Consider the following 15,814-nt stretch of genomic DNA (forward strand, 5'->3'; position numbering starts at 1 on the left):
AAGGTCTCGAGTTTAGTTCGAAAGGAAAGGAAATGATGTGAGATGAAATACATCTGCAATCCCATCAACATGGAGTACAAATATCAGTTTATCGAAATGAACGGAATGAAAGTCAACAGAGAGGCAGCGGATCCTAGCCTGATTTTATTTAACGGGAAATACTTTCTGTTTCCTTCTATGACGACCGGTTTTCTTGTCAGTGATAATCTCGTGGACTGGGAATTCCATCCGTTGAAAGATGTGCCGATTTATGACTATGCTCCAGACGTAAGGATTATTGGAGATTATATGTATTTCACGGCTTCGAATGCGGAGAAAAACGGTTCTTTTTACCGAACGAAAGATCCAATTCATGGACATTTCGAAGAGATAGAAGGCACATTTCCCTTCTGGGATCCGAATCTATTCGTGGATGATGATGGGCGGGTTTATTTTTACTGGGGATGCTCGAACTCCAAGCCGATCTACGGAATTGAGCTGCAGCCAGATGATATGAAGCCGATTGGCGAGCCGTCGGAATTGATCTTCAACAACCAATCCGTTATTGGGTATGAAAGGAACGGAGAAAATCATATTCCTCCTAAAACGCCCGAGCAAATTGAGCAAGCAGTTCAAAGATATGCCCAAAGCATGCCAAATGCTACGGAAGAAATGCTAAGTCATCTTAGAGTTGCGCTGGGGAATGATCCTTATATAGAAGGAGCGTGGATGGATAAGCATGAAGGCAGGTATTATCTGCAATATTCTAGCCCCGGTACGCAGTATAACGTTTATTCCGATGGAGTATACGTGTCGGATAAACCACTAGGCCCCTTTACGCTGGCTAAAAACAATCCATATTCATTTAAACCGGGGGGCTTTATTCAGGGAGCAGGACATGGGTCCACTCTGGAAGATAAGTATGGTAACTTTTGGCACGCTTCAACGATGAGGATCAGCGTGAATCATATGTTCGAAAGGCGCTTGGGATTGTGGTCTGCAGGATTTGATCAAGATGGAGAGTTGTACTGCAATCAGCGATACGGCGACTGGCCGATGAAGATCGAGCAGGCTGAAAACGACACTTGGGCCAATCCCGAGTGGATGCTGCTCTCTTACGGCAAGCCGGCGAAAGCTTCGTCTCATGTACAGGGGAAGGAGGCGATGAAGGCAACCGATGAGAATGTACAGACCTGGTGGAAAGCGGTAACTAACGAGGCTGGTCAATATCTGGAGATCGATTTACTGGATCAATGTCAAGTTCATGCGGTTCAGATCAACTTTGCAGACGATCAATTAGACTTATCGCTTCCTAATGGCGCGGAGATGCGGAGAAGTGGTCATACACCTCGCTATATTGATCATCGCAAACATGTTACGAGATGGCTTCTGGAAGGCTCGCTGGACGGAACATCGTATTTTGTCATCAAAGATAAATCGAATGTGGATACCGATCTAGCGCATGATCTGATCGTCCGGGAAGAAGGCTTGAAGGCGCGATTTATCCGATGTACGGTGATAGAACTGCCGTATCGCCAACAGGCATGTATTTCCGGTCTTAGAGTGTTTGGAATAGGCACAGGTGATCCCCCTATTCAAGTATCCGGAGTAAAGACCGACGTTCAAAACGGACTTGATCTTTCCGTTGCATGGAACCAAGATACTGCTGTGGGATATAACGTGTTATGGGGTTATACGTCGGAGAAGCTGTATCACAGCTACATGGTTCTGGGCAAATACGAGGTGTGCATAGGGGCGTTAATAAAAGGCGAGCCCGTATATGTCAGAGTGGATGCTTTTAATGAAACGGGAATTACGGAAGGCGAAGTTATTAAAGTCATCTAACAGAAGGTTTCTCTGCGTTTGGATACTCATATGCTAGACAAGCAAGCAGCCGGGGCCGAAGAGGACTCGGCTACTTGCGCATTCGGAGGAAAAGTCGGCAAAGCTTCATTCAATAAGTCGCCAAAACGTTAGTTGACTTTCAAGGCTTTGATTACAATTGGATGAAGCTAGTATTTTTAATTGTATAGTAACTACGATAGGTAAAGGAGAGGAATTCATAATGTCGAGACAATTTTCCAAAAGTTTCTACTGGGGAGCATCTACTGCTGCACACCAGGTGGAGGGCAACAATGTAAACTCTGATTTTTGGTTGATGGAGAACTTGGAGGGGACTGTGTTTAAGGAGCCATCCGGTGAAGCCGTTGAACATTACCGCTTGTACAGGGAAGATATCGCGCTCATGGCGGAACTAGGCTTGAATTCGTATCGTTTTTCCATGGAGTGGGCACGAATTGAACCGGAGGAAGGTCGTTTCGACCAGGAGGTCTTGGATCACTACCGTGATGTTCTGACAGCCTGCGAAGAGTTTAACATCATGCCGATCATAACCCTCCATCATTTCACTTCTCCGCAGTGGTTGATTCGTGCCGGAGGTTGGGAGTCCATGGAGACTCCAGCAAAGTTTGCGCGATACTGTGAGCATGTCATGCGTGAATTAGGTGATTCTATTCCTTACGTCTGCACGATTAATGAGGCCAACATCTCCATCGGAATAACCAAGATCATAAAGCGTCATCAGACACAGAATGCAGCGCAAGTCGGAATTAATACCGGGAGGATGGAAAGCATGCAAAAGTATTATGTCGAACTAGGTCAAGCATTCGGCGTGCCTCCCCAAGACGTCCATGCCTTTTTAGCTGCGAGATCGGAGAAAGGGTTGGAAGTTATCTTCAAGGCACATACAGAAGCTAGAGAGGCCATACGAAAGGTTAGCCCGCAAACCCAAGTAGGCATAACGTTATCCTTATACGACATTCAGTCCATCCCGGGCGGTGAAGAACATGCAGCGCATGCTATGCAGGAGGAGTTTCTTCAATTTCTTCCTTATCTAGAAGAAGATGATTTCTTCGGATTGCAGAATTATACAAGGTACGTATATGGTCCAGAAGGATATATACCACCTGCCGAGGATGCCGAGAAAACGCAGATGGGTAACGAGTACTATCCAGAAGGACTAGAGTCCGTAATCCGGTATGCCTCCAAGTATTTGAATAAGCCGATCATCATCACGGAGAACGGCATTGGTACGGAGAACGATGAACGCAGAATTGCTTTTATCGATCGTGCGCTACAAGGGGTGCATGATTGTGTAATTGATGGGATACCTGTATTGGGGTATATGCATTGGTCGTTGCTCGATAATTTCGAGTGGCAGCTCGGGTACTCCAAGACCTTCGGGCTGATCTCAGTAGACCGATCCACACAAGAAAGAAAGCCCAAGCCAAGCGCATATCATTACGGAAATATTGCCAAGAATAATCTATTATAAAGTGAGGATACAGAACATGGTTGAAGTTGTGTCGTTACGGACAGAGTATCTGGAAAACCCCTTGGGTCTTGACGCGCAACGGCCGCGTCTAGGCTGGAAGCTGCGCAGCGATGGAAAAAACGTCATGCAAATTGCCTATCAATTGCAAGCATCCAAAGCCAATGACTTTGCTAACTTAATATGGGACAGCGGCAAGTTAGAGAGCAGCGACTCGCAAGGTGTCTTGTATGAGGGTCCTGCATTAAATTCGATAGAACGTATCTATTGGCGAGTCAAGGTTTATAGTAATCATGAAGAGGAATCGGCGTTTAGCAAGCCGGCCTACTTCGAAACAGGTCTGTTGCATGCTGCAGATTGGGAGGCTCAATGGATTGAACCGGAGAAGGAAGTAGATATCGACGCTTATAAACCGGCTCCTTATGTTAGGAAGGATTTCACAGTGAGGAAAGGTCTTGTTGCCGCCCGAGCCTGCTTCACGGCCAAAGGTTTGTACAGCTTTTATTTAAACGGTGCGGAAGGTACAGATCATCTGTTCACGCCCGGGTTCACTTCCTATTATAACCGGCTGCAATATCAAGTATATGACGTGACCTCTTTTGTACATGAAGGCACGAATGCACTTGGGATTATTCTTGCAGACGGCTGGTGGAGAGGAATGACCGGTGGAGCAAGTTTAAAAAACAATTTTGGATACAAAGTGGCTTTTTTAGGGCAACTCATGTTGGATTACGAAGATGGCAACCGAGAGGTCATCGGTAGTGACGGTTCCTTTAGAACCTCTTATGGCCCTTTGCTGAAGTCGGATATGAAAGCGGGAGAGTTTTATGATGCCAGAATGAACATAATGGGCTGGAACCAGCCTGGGTATGACGATACTGCTTGGGCGTCAGTGCAGATTGTCGAGGATCGATTCGATAATTTGATTGCTACTCGCAGCGTGCCTGTTAGGCAGAAGGAAAGGTTCACACCAAAGGTATTGCAAACGCCAAATGGAGATAGGGTGCTGGATTTCGGGCAAAATATCGCAGGTTGGGTCGATATGAAGGTGCAAGGAGATGAGGGGAAAGAGATCGTTTTGATTCATGGCGAAGCCTTGGATCAGGATGGTAACTTCACATTGCAGAACCTTGCGGCACATGGAGCAATAGAGGACTTTCAAGAGGTTCATTATATTTTGGCAGGAAGAGAAAGCGAGAGCTACCGACCGCAGTTTGCTATCTTTGGTTTCCGTTATGTACTGGTGAAGAAATATCCAGGGGAAATAATTCCAGAGAACTTTACGGCGGTAGCCGTATATTCCGATCTGGAGGAGACGGGCGATTTCAACTGCTCGAATCCATTGATTAACAAACTTGTATCTAACTCGAGATGGAGCCAGAAGAGTAACTTTATGGAGATCCCTACCGATTGCCCTACAAGAGAAAGAGCAGGGTGGACAGGCGATGCACAATTGTATTGCAGAACGGCTTCAGATTTTATGAATGTATATCCTTTCTTTGAGAAGTGGATGGCCGACTTGGCGGCCGAACAATTCCCGGACGGTTCGGTAGGAAGCACGGTGCCAACCGTGATTGGGCACCACAGCTTGGAAGAATGGGAACGGTTCGCGAAGGGGAATAGTGATCCGATGATGGCGCTTCGTAGGCCAAAGCCTGGAACTGCCAGTATGCTGGACGGTTCTTCGGGCTGGGGAGATGCGGCCGTTATAATTCCATGGACCCTCTATCTTTGTTATGGGGACAAGTGGATTCTGGAGAAGCAATTTGACTCGGCGAAAGCATGGGTGGATTATATGGCTGCCTCCGCAAAAACCGAAAGTGAGGAATTCAAAGATTCGCCGGCTTATCACAATTATACCGATGGGGAGCTTGACGCTGATTATATATGGGATACGAAGTTCCATTGGGGCGAATGGTTGGAAGCTGACACGATCTTTAACGATATAGTATCAGCCATGACCAACTCCAGGGGATCTCTCCCGTTTGTTGCAACGGCGTATTTTGCATATTCTACCCGCCTGCTCTCAGAGATGGCGTTTGTGCTTGGGAAGACCGAGGAGGGAGCGAAGTACAGGGCGCTCTACGAGAAGGTTAAACGAGTTTATAATAAATATTTCATTAAAGAAGATGGGGCCATGATAGAAAATAGGCAGGCTCCTAATGTCCGAACGCTTGCTTTCGGGTTAGTGGATGAAGATAAAAAACAAGCTGTTGCTAACAGGCTGGCGCAGTTGGTTGAAGAACAGAATGATCACTTGAATACAGGATTTCTTTCGACGCCATTCTTATTGCAGGTATTAGCGGATAACGGCTACGCCGATCTGGCTTTCCGGCTGCTGGAGCAGGATACGAGTCCGTCTTGGCTGTTTGCCGTCAGCAAGGGGGCTACGACAATTTGGGAAAGCTGGAGAGGCATTTCACCTGAGGGGGAACTGTCAGGATCATTAAATCATTATTCATATGGGGCTGTATGCGACTTTCTCTTCGCCTGTATAGCCGGAATACGGCCCGTTTGGGAGAAGCCAGGCTACAAGCATTTTATGTTGAAACCATTGGCAGGAGGTACGTTGACTCGGGCAACTGCAACGTTTGAGTCCAGCTATGGAACCATCCGGTCAAGCTGGGAGAAAAAGAATCAAGAAGTAAGCTATCGATTTGAGGTTCCCGCCAATACCACGGCAACGATTGTGCTTCCAGGCCGTCTTGAAGATTTGAAAAATGTATTCAACGAGTCTACGGATGCCTACAATGAAGGTGAGAACATCGTTCTGGCAGTGGGGAGCGGCGAGTATCTGTTTACGATTTAATCATGTTTGCAATGCTGAATAAAGTCGGCAAAGCAATAGTCATAAAGTCGTTAAACTGTTAGTTGTGCGGGATATAGGAAGATATACTCAAAGTGCTAGCAAACAATTATATAGGGGGAATACGATGAAAAGGACATTCAAGTACACCAGGATTCTGCTTGCGTTAGTGCTTATGACAACACTGATCGCCGCATGCTCGTCAAACAACAACGGAAATACGAAGACTGGCCAGCCAAGCCCGACAACTGGAGCAGGAAATGCTTCCGAATCTTCTGAAAGCGCTGAAGATGCAATGAAAGAGCCCTACGAATTAACGATGGCTTTGCCCATATTTGGAGCGGTTCCGGCAGATATGAAGCTGGTTGAAGCAGAAATTAACAAGCTTACACAAGAAAAGCTGAATACAACCGTAACGATTCTTCCGCTTAGCATTGGAAGTTATGACCAGCAGATGAACCTGATGACAGCCAGTGGAGAAAAGCTGGATTTAATGTTTACCTTCGGTATTGGAAGCAAATATGCCACTGATGCGATAAGCGGAAAACTTCTTCCAATCGATCCGCTATTGGATAAACATGGACAAGGCATTGTTGAAGCGATTGGAGCCGAATATATGGAGTCCGCTAGAGTGAATGGACAAATTTATGGTATTCCTACTCTGCATTCCTTCGCGTCGCAGCCAGCTGTATTCATGAGAAAAGACTTAGTTGAAAAATATAATATTGATGTAGATGCCATTCATTCTTTGAATGATTTGGATAATGTGTTTAAGATTATTAAAGAAAATGAGCCAGGAGTGTTTCCGCTTGCTTCCGGTTTATCGAAAGCGATGGATTTTTATAGAAGCTATGATAAGCTTGGAGACGGTAATGGCGTATTGCCGGGCTTCGATAATGATTTGAAATTAGTCAACTGGTATGAAACTGATGAATATGCACAGTTACTGAATAAAATGCACAATTGGTTTAAAGCAGGCTATGTCAACAAGGATGCTGCAACTACGAAAACCAATACAGCTGACTTGCTTAAGGCGAATAAGGCATTTTCTTATATTACGATGAACAAACCCGAAATTAGAGCGCAGGAAGAGCGACTCATCGGTCAAGAATTGGTGGTCGTAAATCTCGATATCGAGTCTTACGCTGTCACTACTGATGTAATAGTCGGGTTATGGGGGATTGCTCAGCAGTCCGAAAATCCGGAGCGCGTCATGAAGTTTCTAGAACTAATGTATACAGATAAAGAACTTGTCAATCTTATTATTTGGGGAATCGAAGGCAAACACTATGTTAACGTGTCGGATAATATAATCAGATACCCTGAGGGCGTTGACATATCGACCGTCGGATATACGATGAATGCTCTTACAACGAGCAATCCTTTCATAGCCTATACATTCGAAGGCCAAGATCCGAAAATCGGTCAAAGCGTTAAGGAATTTAACGCTTCAGCGAATAAATCCAAAGCGCTGGGATTTTCGTTCAATCCAAGCAATGTACAGAACGAATTGACGGCGATCACGAATGTTACGAACCGGTACAAATCAGTTTTGGAAACGGGCTCGGTGGCTCCAGAATCCATTCTTAAGGAGTTTATCATTCAACTGAAATCGGCTGGTATTAATAAAGTGATTGAGGAGAAACAACAGCAGTTAGATGCCTGGGCTGCAGCAAAATAAATAATGCATTAAGCTCGAGTAATAAACCTTATAAAAACAGTAACAAAGTCGGGTCTACATGTAGATCCGGCTTTGTTTATTGGAGGTTTGCCGTATAAAATTCGCTTAGAGATAATTCACATAGGCGTAAGGTAAGTTTGTCACTTATAATGTAAGAAAACAAAACTAGAAGGGGTCGGAGAGCATGAAAAAGCTTACATTAAAGAGGCTTCGCCTAAATTCGTTGCGAATCCAGATTACGTTAAGCGTGCTTATTATGACGTTGCCTCTGACAGGAATGCTGCTTTATAATAATTTCTACGCTATTGACGTAGTCCGTGCACAAGTGGCAGACTCTTACAAAAATACTTTGTCGCTGCATATGAATCAGATAGATTCCAACTTAAATGATATCGACTCCTATATCCATACGATTGCCGGAACGGGCTATGATTTAATTGCTCTTAAACAGGCTGAAACCGATGATCAGTATTATATGTCGAAAGCGTATATATTTAACAAATTGTCGTACGATATGGCTCTATTCAAATTGCTAGGTTCTTTTTTTGTTTATGTCGAGGACAGACACGATTATATGGATGTGTATTCTACCGGGGTCTCATATGAGGAAAAGGAGATCGTGAAAGATCATATCACGAACATGATTACTCAACAAAAAATACCTAAAGGAGTCAGAACAAAAAGGTGGCAGCATACCCAAATCGGACAAGAGCATTATCTAATTAATATCGTGAAATCAGGAGATGTCTACCTAGGGGGCTGGGTAAGAACGGATGAATTGCTAAAGCCTCTTACCGCACTAAAACTAGGAGAGGGGGGGACAACACTAATCGCTGATGATCAAGGAGAGTCAATTACAAATCGTAGCCTCGTAGATAACGATGGAATTAATCTGCGAAAGAACTTGAATGAACATTATTTATCGGGTTCGGATCGCAAGTATCTTGTCGTCGGGACAGAATCCTATAGAGGGAACTTCAACCTGATTGCGGTTATACCGGATCGCAACATACTAGCGAACCTTCCCTATCTTCAACGGCTTATTTGGTTCATCACCATAAGCTCGTTAATATTTATTCCGATTGGTCTGTATTTAATGAAGCAAGTTTTTCTTAACCCGCTTAAACGGGTCCTACTCGCAATGAGTAGAGTCCGCGGGGGGGATTGGGGTGTCCGCGTGAATGCTGAACTCGGCGCTGAGGAATTTAAAATATTAGGATTTTCCTTTAATTCGATGATGAATGAAATCCAAACGCTTCGAGTCAACGTGTTTGAAGAACAATTGAATAAGCAGCGAGAGGAGCTTCAGCGGCTGCAGCTGCAAGTAAATCCACACTTCTTCTTGAATGCTTTGAATATTGTTTATAATTTAGCTAAAGTCAAAAACCACCAATTGATCATGGAAATGACCATGTCATTGATTAAATATTTCCGTTTTTTATTTCGCAGCAATACATCATTTGTTAGGCTAAATGATGAACTGCAGCACACTCGTCATTATTTGAGTATACAGGAACTGCGATTTCCTGAGAAATTGACCTGGAAAGTAGATGCACCAGATTACTTAACGGATATTCCGGTTCCACCTCTCGTTATTCAGTCGTTTGTCGAGAATTCGATTAAACATGCAGTAACGATGGAGGAGCCTATCCACATCACGGTATATGTCGGTTTCGAAGATGAAATAGACGGCTCTATGATGAAAATAAGCATAAAGGATACGGGAAAAGGATTTGAGGATAAGGTACTTCAGGAGCTGCTGGCTGGCAAAAACATAGAAAATGAACAAGGTGAGCACATCGGGATATGGAATGTTCAAAGGCGGCTAAAGCTGCTATATAACGAAACTGTCAGCATTCATTATTATAACGATAAGGAAACAGGTGGCGCCGTAGTGGAAATCATTGTTCCAACTCAACCTGTAATGGAGGGGAAACGATGACTTATCAATTGTTGCTTGTCGATGATGAATTACATGCTATTGAAGGAGTCAAAAGCGATCTGGATATGGATAAGCTTGGACTATCCAGATTATTCACAGCTTATAATATGAAGCAAGCGAAAGCCATAATCGAAAGTGAAAAAATAGACATTATGTTGTGCGATATAGAAATGCCGCAAGGGAGCGGTTTGGAGCTGTTGTCATGGGCAAGGGAGCAATATCCGCATCTCATCACCATATTTCTTACGAGCCACGCTGATTTTAAGTATGCAAAGGAAGCTATTCAGTTAGGGAGTCTGGATTATTTGTTAAAGCCCGTGCTTACGGACGAATTGGAAAATGTAATCCGAAGGGCCCAAGGCATCATTAATCATAACAGTGAAATGATTAGGAATAAACAATCCCATCAATTTTGGATGAAGCATAAATCACTTGTCATTGAACGGTTTTGGTTGGACCTTATTAATCACACCATACCAAGTAATCCGGAAGCGATTCATAAACATGCCGAGTATCATCAACTGCCGGTCTTAGATGACGCGATTTTTTTCCCATTGTTGATTTCAGTGAAAAAATGGAATAAACCATTAAGTAGGCGTGATGAAAAAATAATGGAGTATGCGCTTAAAAATTCGGCTGAAGAAATCATAACGGGCAGCCAATTAAATGGTGTATTCTTTTTTCTTGACCGCGGAACAATGATTGGGATTTTTGCAGCGGATATATTGGAAGACGGGAACCTAGATCAGCTTCCTAAGGCATGCAATCACTATTTAGAAATGTGTAGAGAGTATTTTTATTGCAGTGTATCTTGTTATTTAGGAAAGCCTGTTGAAGCTCAAGGAATTGCAGGATTGGTTACAAGCTTAAAGCAACGCGATCGAAATAACGTAGCCTTTTACAATGAGGTTTTTCCTTTCGTTGAGAGAATGGATACGACTCAATCGATCGGGCTACCAGATTTGAATATGTGGTTTTCTCTACTAAAAACAGGGACAAAGGACGAGTCTATTCGGGAAGTAGAGAAGTCTCTCGAGCAGCTGGTACAAAACCAAATCGTGGATGCCAATATTTTGCATCAGTTTCACCAGGATTTCATGCAGGCGCTTTATTCGTTTCTGAATATAAGCGGCATTCAGGCCCACCAACTATATGGCGATGAAGCGTCTAGAAGGCTATCGGAGCTAGCGGGGCACTCTGTGACTGACTTATTAGTCTGGGTTCATCATACACTGGACAAAGCCGTGCAACAAACTAAAGCAGTTGAAGAAACCGAAACGGTCGTCCAGACGGTCCAACGCTATATCGAGCAAAATATAGGCCACGACATGTCGCGAGATACGATTGCCAATCATGTCTATCTAAATCCCGATTATCTATCCAGGATATTCAAAAAAGAAACGGGATACTCTATATCTGATTATGTGTTAAATGAAAGAATCAATTTGGCAAAAGAGCTGCTGTCGCAAACCAACATCCCAATTAGCTCGATTGCTTCGTCTGTAGGACACACCAATTTCTCGCATTTCGCTAGAATATTCAAAAAACACGCTGGGCTGGGACCAACGGAATACAGGAACCAATTTGGAAAAAAATAAATAATTAGATCCGGGACTGTTTCAAAAGTCAAAGTGGCAACAAATCTAAAGTTGAAATGGCGGTACAGGGATAACTTTCCTGGCACCGCTATTTCTTTTTTTTGACCAAATCTATATTAGGGATCACCACTTATTATGCGGATAAACCATGATTTGTTCACGACAATAGTCGTGAAAGTGTTAGATAAGAAGTCGGCTTAACGTTAGTTAAACTCACGTGAATTTCTTATGATAGGTCTATAAACAATAGATGAAGACAAGGATGTGATTTTACATGAATCAGATTTCACCTGCGGATTCGGCGGCCTTACCTCAAACGAAATCGGAAAAGAAAAAGAAAAAGTATGATTATCGCAGGTACTCACCGCTACTGATTATGATGATACCTGGGTTATTGTATCTCTTAATCAATAACTATCTGCCAATGTTCGGGGTCGTCATCGCTTTCAAGGAGATCAATTTTGCGAAAGGTATTTTCGGAAGCGATTGGGCTGGATTAAAAAACTTTGAATATCTGTTCAAAACCTCAGACGCATTCATTATTACCCGTAATACAATTCTATACAATCTTTTGTTCCTCGCTCTAGGAACGATTTTGTCGTTAGGTGTCGCTATTTTGCTAAATGAAATTAAACAGAAGGTTTTTCTTAGAACATATCAAGCCATTATTTCAATGCCTCACTTGATCTCTTGGGTTATTATCAGTTATCTGGTGTATGGATTCCTCAGTGTCGAGAATGGGTTGATCAATCGAACGATTCTTCCGCTGCTCGGAATAGAGGAAGGAATCATGTGGTATGCCGAAGCGAAGTTTTGGCCTGTTATCTTGACTTTCGTGGATCAGTGGAAGGGAGTCGGATATGGAAGTATTGTTTATTTTGCTGCATTGCTCGGGATCAATGAAGATTACTACGAGGCTGCGAGAATTGATGGCGCCAACCGCTTAAAGCAGATTATATATATTACGCTTCCAATCGTAACACCTGTTATCCTAATGATGGCCCTGCTCCAGCTGGGACGGGTATTTTATTCCGACTTTGGTCTTTTCTATCAGGTAACACTGAATTCTGGGGCACTTTTCGAGACAACAGCCACAATTGATACTTATGTGTTTAACGGTTTGATGGGGAGCGGCAACATGGGTATGTCTGCGGCGGCGGGCTTGTATCAGTCAGTTGTAGGATTTGCTCTCGTCATTACAGTGAACTATCTGGTGCGTCGCAAAAATAAAGAAAGCGCATTATTCTAGGGGGAAACGACGTGATAAATGAAAGCCGAGTCATAACATGGTTTAGTCATACCGTTCTGATCATATTAAGCGTAGTCTGTATTATTCCGTTCATCTTGCTGATCTCTGCGTCGTTGACGGATCAATCGTCACTCATAGCAAATGGATATTCGCTCATTCCTAAAGTGTTCAGTACCGCGGCTTATGAATATTTGTTCGATAGTGGATCGAATATTATTCGAGCGTATGGCGTATCGATATTCGTTACGGTTGTTGGCACAACAATTGGAATATTCACCACACTGTTAATGGCCTATCCACTATCCAGACCAGAAACACCACATCGCGGAATTATCCTGTTTCTCGTATTTTTCTCGATGTTGTTCCACGGAGGGATGATTCCGTCGTACCTTATTTATGCGCAAATTTTAGACTTGAAGAACACAATCTGGGTTTTAATTGTCGCCGGGGTTCTCACGAATGGTTATTACATCATGATGATGCGAATCTTCTTGCAAGGATCGATGTCAAAAGATTTGATCGAATCGGCGCAATTGGATGGAGCGAGTGAATACCGAATTCTAGGCAGCATAATTATTCCAACTTCCACGCCAATATTGGCTGTAATCGGACTGTTTACGGCGATCATGTACTGGAACGACTGGCAGACCGGGATGATCTATATTACGAAGCCAGAGTTGTTCAGTATACAGAATCTCCTGCAAAGGATCATGCAGGACATTCAGTTTATTCAATCGAATATGAGCGCAAATGCCGGCGATGCCATGTCTCAGATGCCTTCGGATACGGCAAAGATGGCGATCGCGGTGCTGGGATCGCTACCGATCTTAATAGCATACCCGTTCTTCCAGAAGTTTTTCATTAAGGGCATTATGTTCGGTGCAGTGAAAGGGTAGGGAATTTCAAATGCAAACGATAGATCTTAACGAGAAATGGACCTTTATTCATAACAATAATTATTCAAGAGGTAGCACTCCAGGAGGGGTACCATTCTACTTTCGGCATTATTGAAGATCTCTACGAAAATGAGGAAGCCAAGGCCATATTCAAGAAGTTTTTCGGGAATGCGGCAGAAGATCCGAGATTCACTGCCATGAAGGGAGTCATGTCAATCGAGAAAATGTCTAAAATATCCGCCTTTAATATTCCAATGGAGTTATTGTCTTTAATTAATACGGAGTTGTACGTCATTCGCAAAGACAGAGTGTAAAATTAGGGTTCTAAAATGCGTACAATAAAAATACCATTCCTCTTTTTCCGGAATGGTATTTTTGTATCGATTCTGTTTCCGTTTATCGATAAGTAATTTCAAATATGAGATCTATTTTCCTAGAGATATCAAATTCACCTCGTTCGAGCTTCCACAATACAATGGCACCGACTACAGCAGCTATAAACGTATCTAACAATTCCTTCGGTGTCCTCGTTGAATGAATTTCTCTACTTTCGATCGCCTTTTGGATGAGATCGATGGACAGGCCTTCCGCATCGAAATAGGTATGAAAGTGCTTGCCTTGAAGTTCAAATTCTGCCAATAGAATGTGGTACATAAAATCATAGCCGACGTTTTCGATGATATTTGCGTAGTCTAGAGCATGTTTCTTTAAGATTTGTTTCGGAGAACCTTCGTCCAATTCTAGTATGATATGCATCCTAACCTGGGAGGAGAACCAATATAATAGCAGATCGTTTTTATCTTCAAAATGATGATAGAAAGAGCCACGAGTGACCTGGAGTCGATTACATATCATGTTGATACTAATGTTCTCATAGCCATGTTCTCTAAACATTTGAATAGCGATTTCGCACATGTTCTCTTTGGTCGTAATCATTTCTTTCAACTCCTCACATGCATTATAGCATACAAAGAAAAATAACTTCCGCTAGGAAGTTATTTTCGGGAGAGACGAATTATTGCAGAATTTCTGGATGAGTCCATTGAACTGGAGTAATTTTGCCTGCACTTGAGCCAGCATCTATCGAAATAGCAGACCCGCTTATATAACGTGCCAAGTCGGAAGCTAAAAATAGTGCTAAGTGACCAATTTCTTTCGGATCGCCTAATTCTCCGCTTGGAGAGAAGATTTTCGCATATTGATTGACTATTTCTTCAGGTGTTTCCCCCCAGATTGAAGTTCTGAATGTTCCCGGACAAATCGCGTTAACTGTAATGTTATAAGGCGCATAATCTAGCGCAGCGCTTTTGGTTAAACCTACAACGCCGTGTTTGGCAGACGAATAAATTCCCATTGAACTGTTTCCCAATATTCCGGCTAATGAAGCGACATTAACAATGAATCCCCCAGATGATTTAGACTTTAGGATCGCTTCGATTGCATACTTCGTTCCCAAGAATACGCCTCTCAAATCAATAGACATGAGCCAGTCGAACTCAGCGGTGGAATATTCATGAATCGGTCTATTATCGGCGGCGATGCCTGCGTTATTGACAAGTCCGTCTAATTGGCCATAAGTTTCGACTGTAAAATCAATAAGGTTCTTTACTTCTTCTTCATTACTTACATCAGCTTTGAAGAATGCTGCATCTCCGCCGGCAGATTTAATTCCTTCTACAACCGTTAATCCTTTGTCGGTATTAATATCTGATATAACGACCTTCATGCCATTGTCCGCATAACATAGTGAAATCGCTTTGCCGAGGCCATCAGCAGCACCTGTAACTATAGCAACTTTGCCCTTAACGCTTGAGAAATCCGTCATGAAATACCCTCCTTATTCTAAAACATACATATGTATGTTTTTATAATTTTAAATTTGATAGGATTGCTTGTCAATAATTATAATTGCCAATCTGGCTCTAATTCCGAAATAGTCGTCAAAGTTTCATTGATTAAGTCGTCAAAACGTTAGAGGTGTGCAGTCATCCTACATTAGGATGGAACTACAGGACATTGTAGCGAATTCATAGATGAATAATGAGAAGTTATTACGAATGCTGAAGTTGGGTACAGGTTTAACTTTAATTTCGAATTAAAGAGAGGGGGTGAACTCTATTTATGAAATTCGGTCAAGATTCCAAAGTGGGGGACTTGTTGGAGAAAGATGCGGCAGAATCCATCTTGGAAAAAAGTATATTCCAGAATTCTTATCTAATCCGATGATCGGAATGGTTAGCGGATTCTCGTGAGATCAGTTAGCAGTTTTTATTTCTCCGGACCAACTGCACCTATCGTAACCGAGTTATCTATTATCGAATAATAATCGGAA

At 42.9% G+C, this 15,814-nt stretch carries 10 protein-coding genes; 8 read left to right on the forward strand and 2 right to left on the reverse strand.

The window, feature by feature from the left end:
- Window positions 1-42: 42 nt before the first annotated feature.
- The 8 genes from MHI37_RS11750 to MHI37_RS11785 all read left to right on the forward strand — a co-directional run bounded on the left by MHI37_RS11750 (window position 43) and on the right by MHI37_RS11785 (window position 13,482).
- Window positions 43-1,824 carry a family 43 glycosylhydrolase gene (locus tag MHI37_RS11750; RefSeq protein ID WP_076338211.1) on the forward strand — a complete coding sequence of 594 codons (1,782 nt, stop codon included), beginning with the start codon at window positions 43-45 and terminating at the stop codon, window positions 1,822-1,824.
- 220 nt (window positions 1,825-2,044) lie between these two features.
- Window positions 2,045-3,313, forward strand: a complete 1,269-nt coding sequence (locus MHI37_RS11755) for a family 1 glycosylhydrolase (protein WP_076338212.1) — start codon at window positions 2,045-2,047, stop codon at window positions 3,311-3,313.
- A gap of 16 nt (window positions 3,314-3,329) precedes the next feature.
- Complete coding sequence (locus MHI37_RS11760) at window positions 3,330-6,119, forward strand: family 78 glycoside hydrolase catalytic domain (protein WP_076338213.1); 2,790 nt, start codon at window positions 3,330-3,332, stop codon at window positions 6,117-6,119.
- A 124-nt stretch (window positions 6,120-6,243) separates the two neighbouring features.
- On the forward strand, window positions 6,244-7,797 hold the full coding sequence (locus MHI37_RS11765; protein WP_076338214.1) for an ABC transporter substrate-binding protein: 1,554 nt from the start codon (window positions 6,244-6,246) through the stop codon (window positions 7,795-7,797).
- A 184-nt stretch (window positions 7,798-7,981) separates the two neighbouring features.
- Window positions 7,982-9,739: a histidine kinase gene (locus MHI37_RS11770; protein ID WP_076338215.1), complete on the forward strand. Its 1,758-nt coding sequence runs from the start codon at window positions 7,982-7,984 to the stop codon at window positions 9,737-9,739.
- Complete coding sequence (locus MHI37_RS11775; RefSeq protein ID WP_076338216.1) at window positions 9,736-11,337, forward strand: response regulator; 1,602 nt, start codon at window positions 9,736-9,738, stop codon at window positions 11,335-11,337. Before MHI37_RS11770 ends, MHI37_RS11775 begins: the two co-directional genes overlap by 4 nt.
- A 274-nt stretch (window positions 11,338-11,611) precedes the next feature.
- Window positions 11,612-12,586, forward strand: coding sequence for an ABC transporter permease subunit (locus tag MHI37_RS11780; RefSeq protein ID WP_076338217.1), 975 nt, complete (start codon window positions 11,612-11,614; stop codon window positions 12,584-12,586).
- Between the two features lie 11 nt (window positions 12,587-12,597).
- On the forward strand, window positions 12,598-13,482 hold the full coding sequence (locus MHI37_RS11785) for a carbohydrate ABC transporter permease (protein WP_076338218.1): 885 nt from the start codon (window positions 12,598-12,600) through the stop codon (window positions 13,480-13,482).
- 396 nt (window positions 13,483-13,878) lie between these two features.
- On the opposite strand, the gene MHI37_RS11790 is transcribed toward MHI37_RS11785, so the two are convergent.
- Complete coding sequence (locus MHI37_RS11790) at window positions 13,879-14,418, reverse strand: TetR/AcrR family transcriptional regulator (protein WP_076338219.1); 540 nt, start codon at window positions 14,416-14,418, stop codon at window positions 13,879-13,881.
- A 79-nt stretch (window positions 14,419-14,497) separates the two neighbouring features.
- Window positions 14,498-15,307: an SDR family NAD(P)-dependent oxidoreductase gene (locus MHI37_RS11795; protein ID WP_076338220.1), complete on the reverse strand. Its 810-nt coding sequence runs from the start codon at window positions 15,305-15,307 to the stop codon at window positions 14,498-14,500.
- Window positions 15,308-15,814: the final 507 nt, after the last annotated feature.

The sequence above is a fragment of the Paenibacillus sp. FSL H8-0548 genome, from assembly GCF_038630985.1.
Classification (GTDB): Bacteria; Bacillota; Bacilli; order Paenibacillales; family Paenibacillaceae; genus Pristimantibacillus.

Coding starts and splice junctions, on each gene's coding strand:
- MHI37_RS11750 (WP_076338211.1), top strand. CDS start 43: ATGAAATACATCTGCAATCCCATCAACATGGAGTACAAATATCAGTTT.
- MHI37_RS11755 (WP_076338212.1), top strand. CDS start 2,045: ATGTCGAGACAATTTTCCAAAAGTTTCTACTGGGGAGCATCTACTGCT.
- MHI37_RS11760 (WP_076338213.1), top strand. CDS start 3,330: ATGGTTGAAGTTGTGTCGTTACGGACAGAGTATCTGGAAAACCCCTTG.
- MHI37_RS11765 (WP_076338214.1), top strand. CDS start 6,244: ATGAAAAGGACATTCAAGTACACCAGGATTCTGCTTGCGTTAGTGCTT.
- MHI37_RS11770 (WP_076338215.1), top strand. CDS start 7,982: ATGAAAAAGCTTACATTAAAGAGGCTTCGCCTAAATTCGTTGCGAATC.
- MHI37_RS11775 (WP_076338216.1), top strand. CDS start 9,736: ATGACTTATCAATTGTTGCTTGTCGATGATGAATTACATGCTATTGAA.
- MHI37_RS11780 (WP_076338217.1), top strand. CDS start 11,612: ATGAATCAGATTTCACCTGCGGATTCGGCGGCCTTACCTCAAACGAAA.
- MHI37_RS11790 (WP_076338219.1), bottom strand. CDS start 14,418: ATGATTACGACCAAAGAGAACATGTGCGAAATCGCTATTCAAATGTTT.
- MHI37_RS11795 (WP_076338220.1), bottom strand. CDS start 15,307: ATGACGGATTTCTCAAGCGTTAAGGGCAAAGTTGCTATAGTTACAGGT.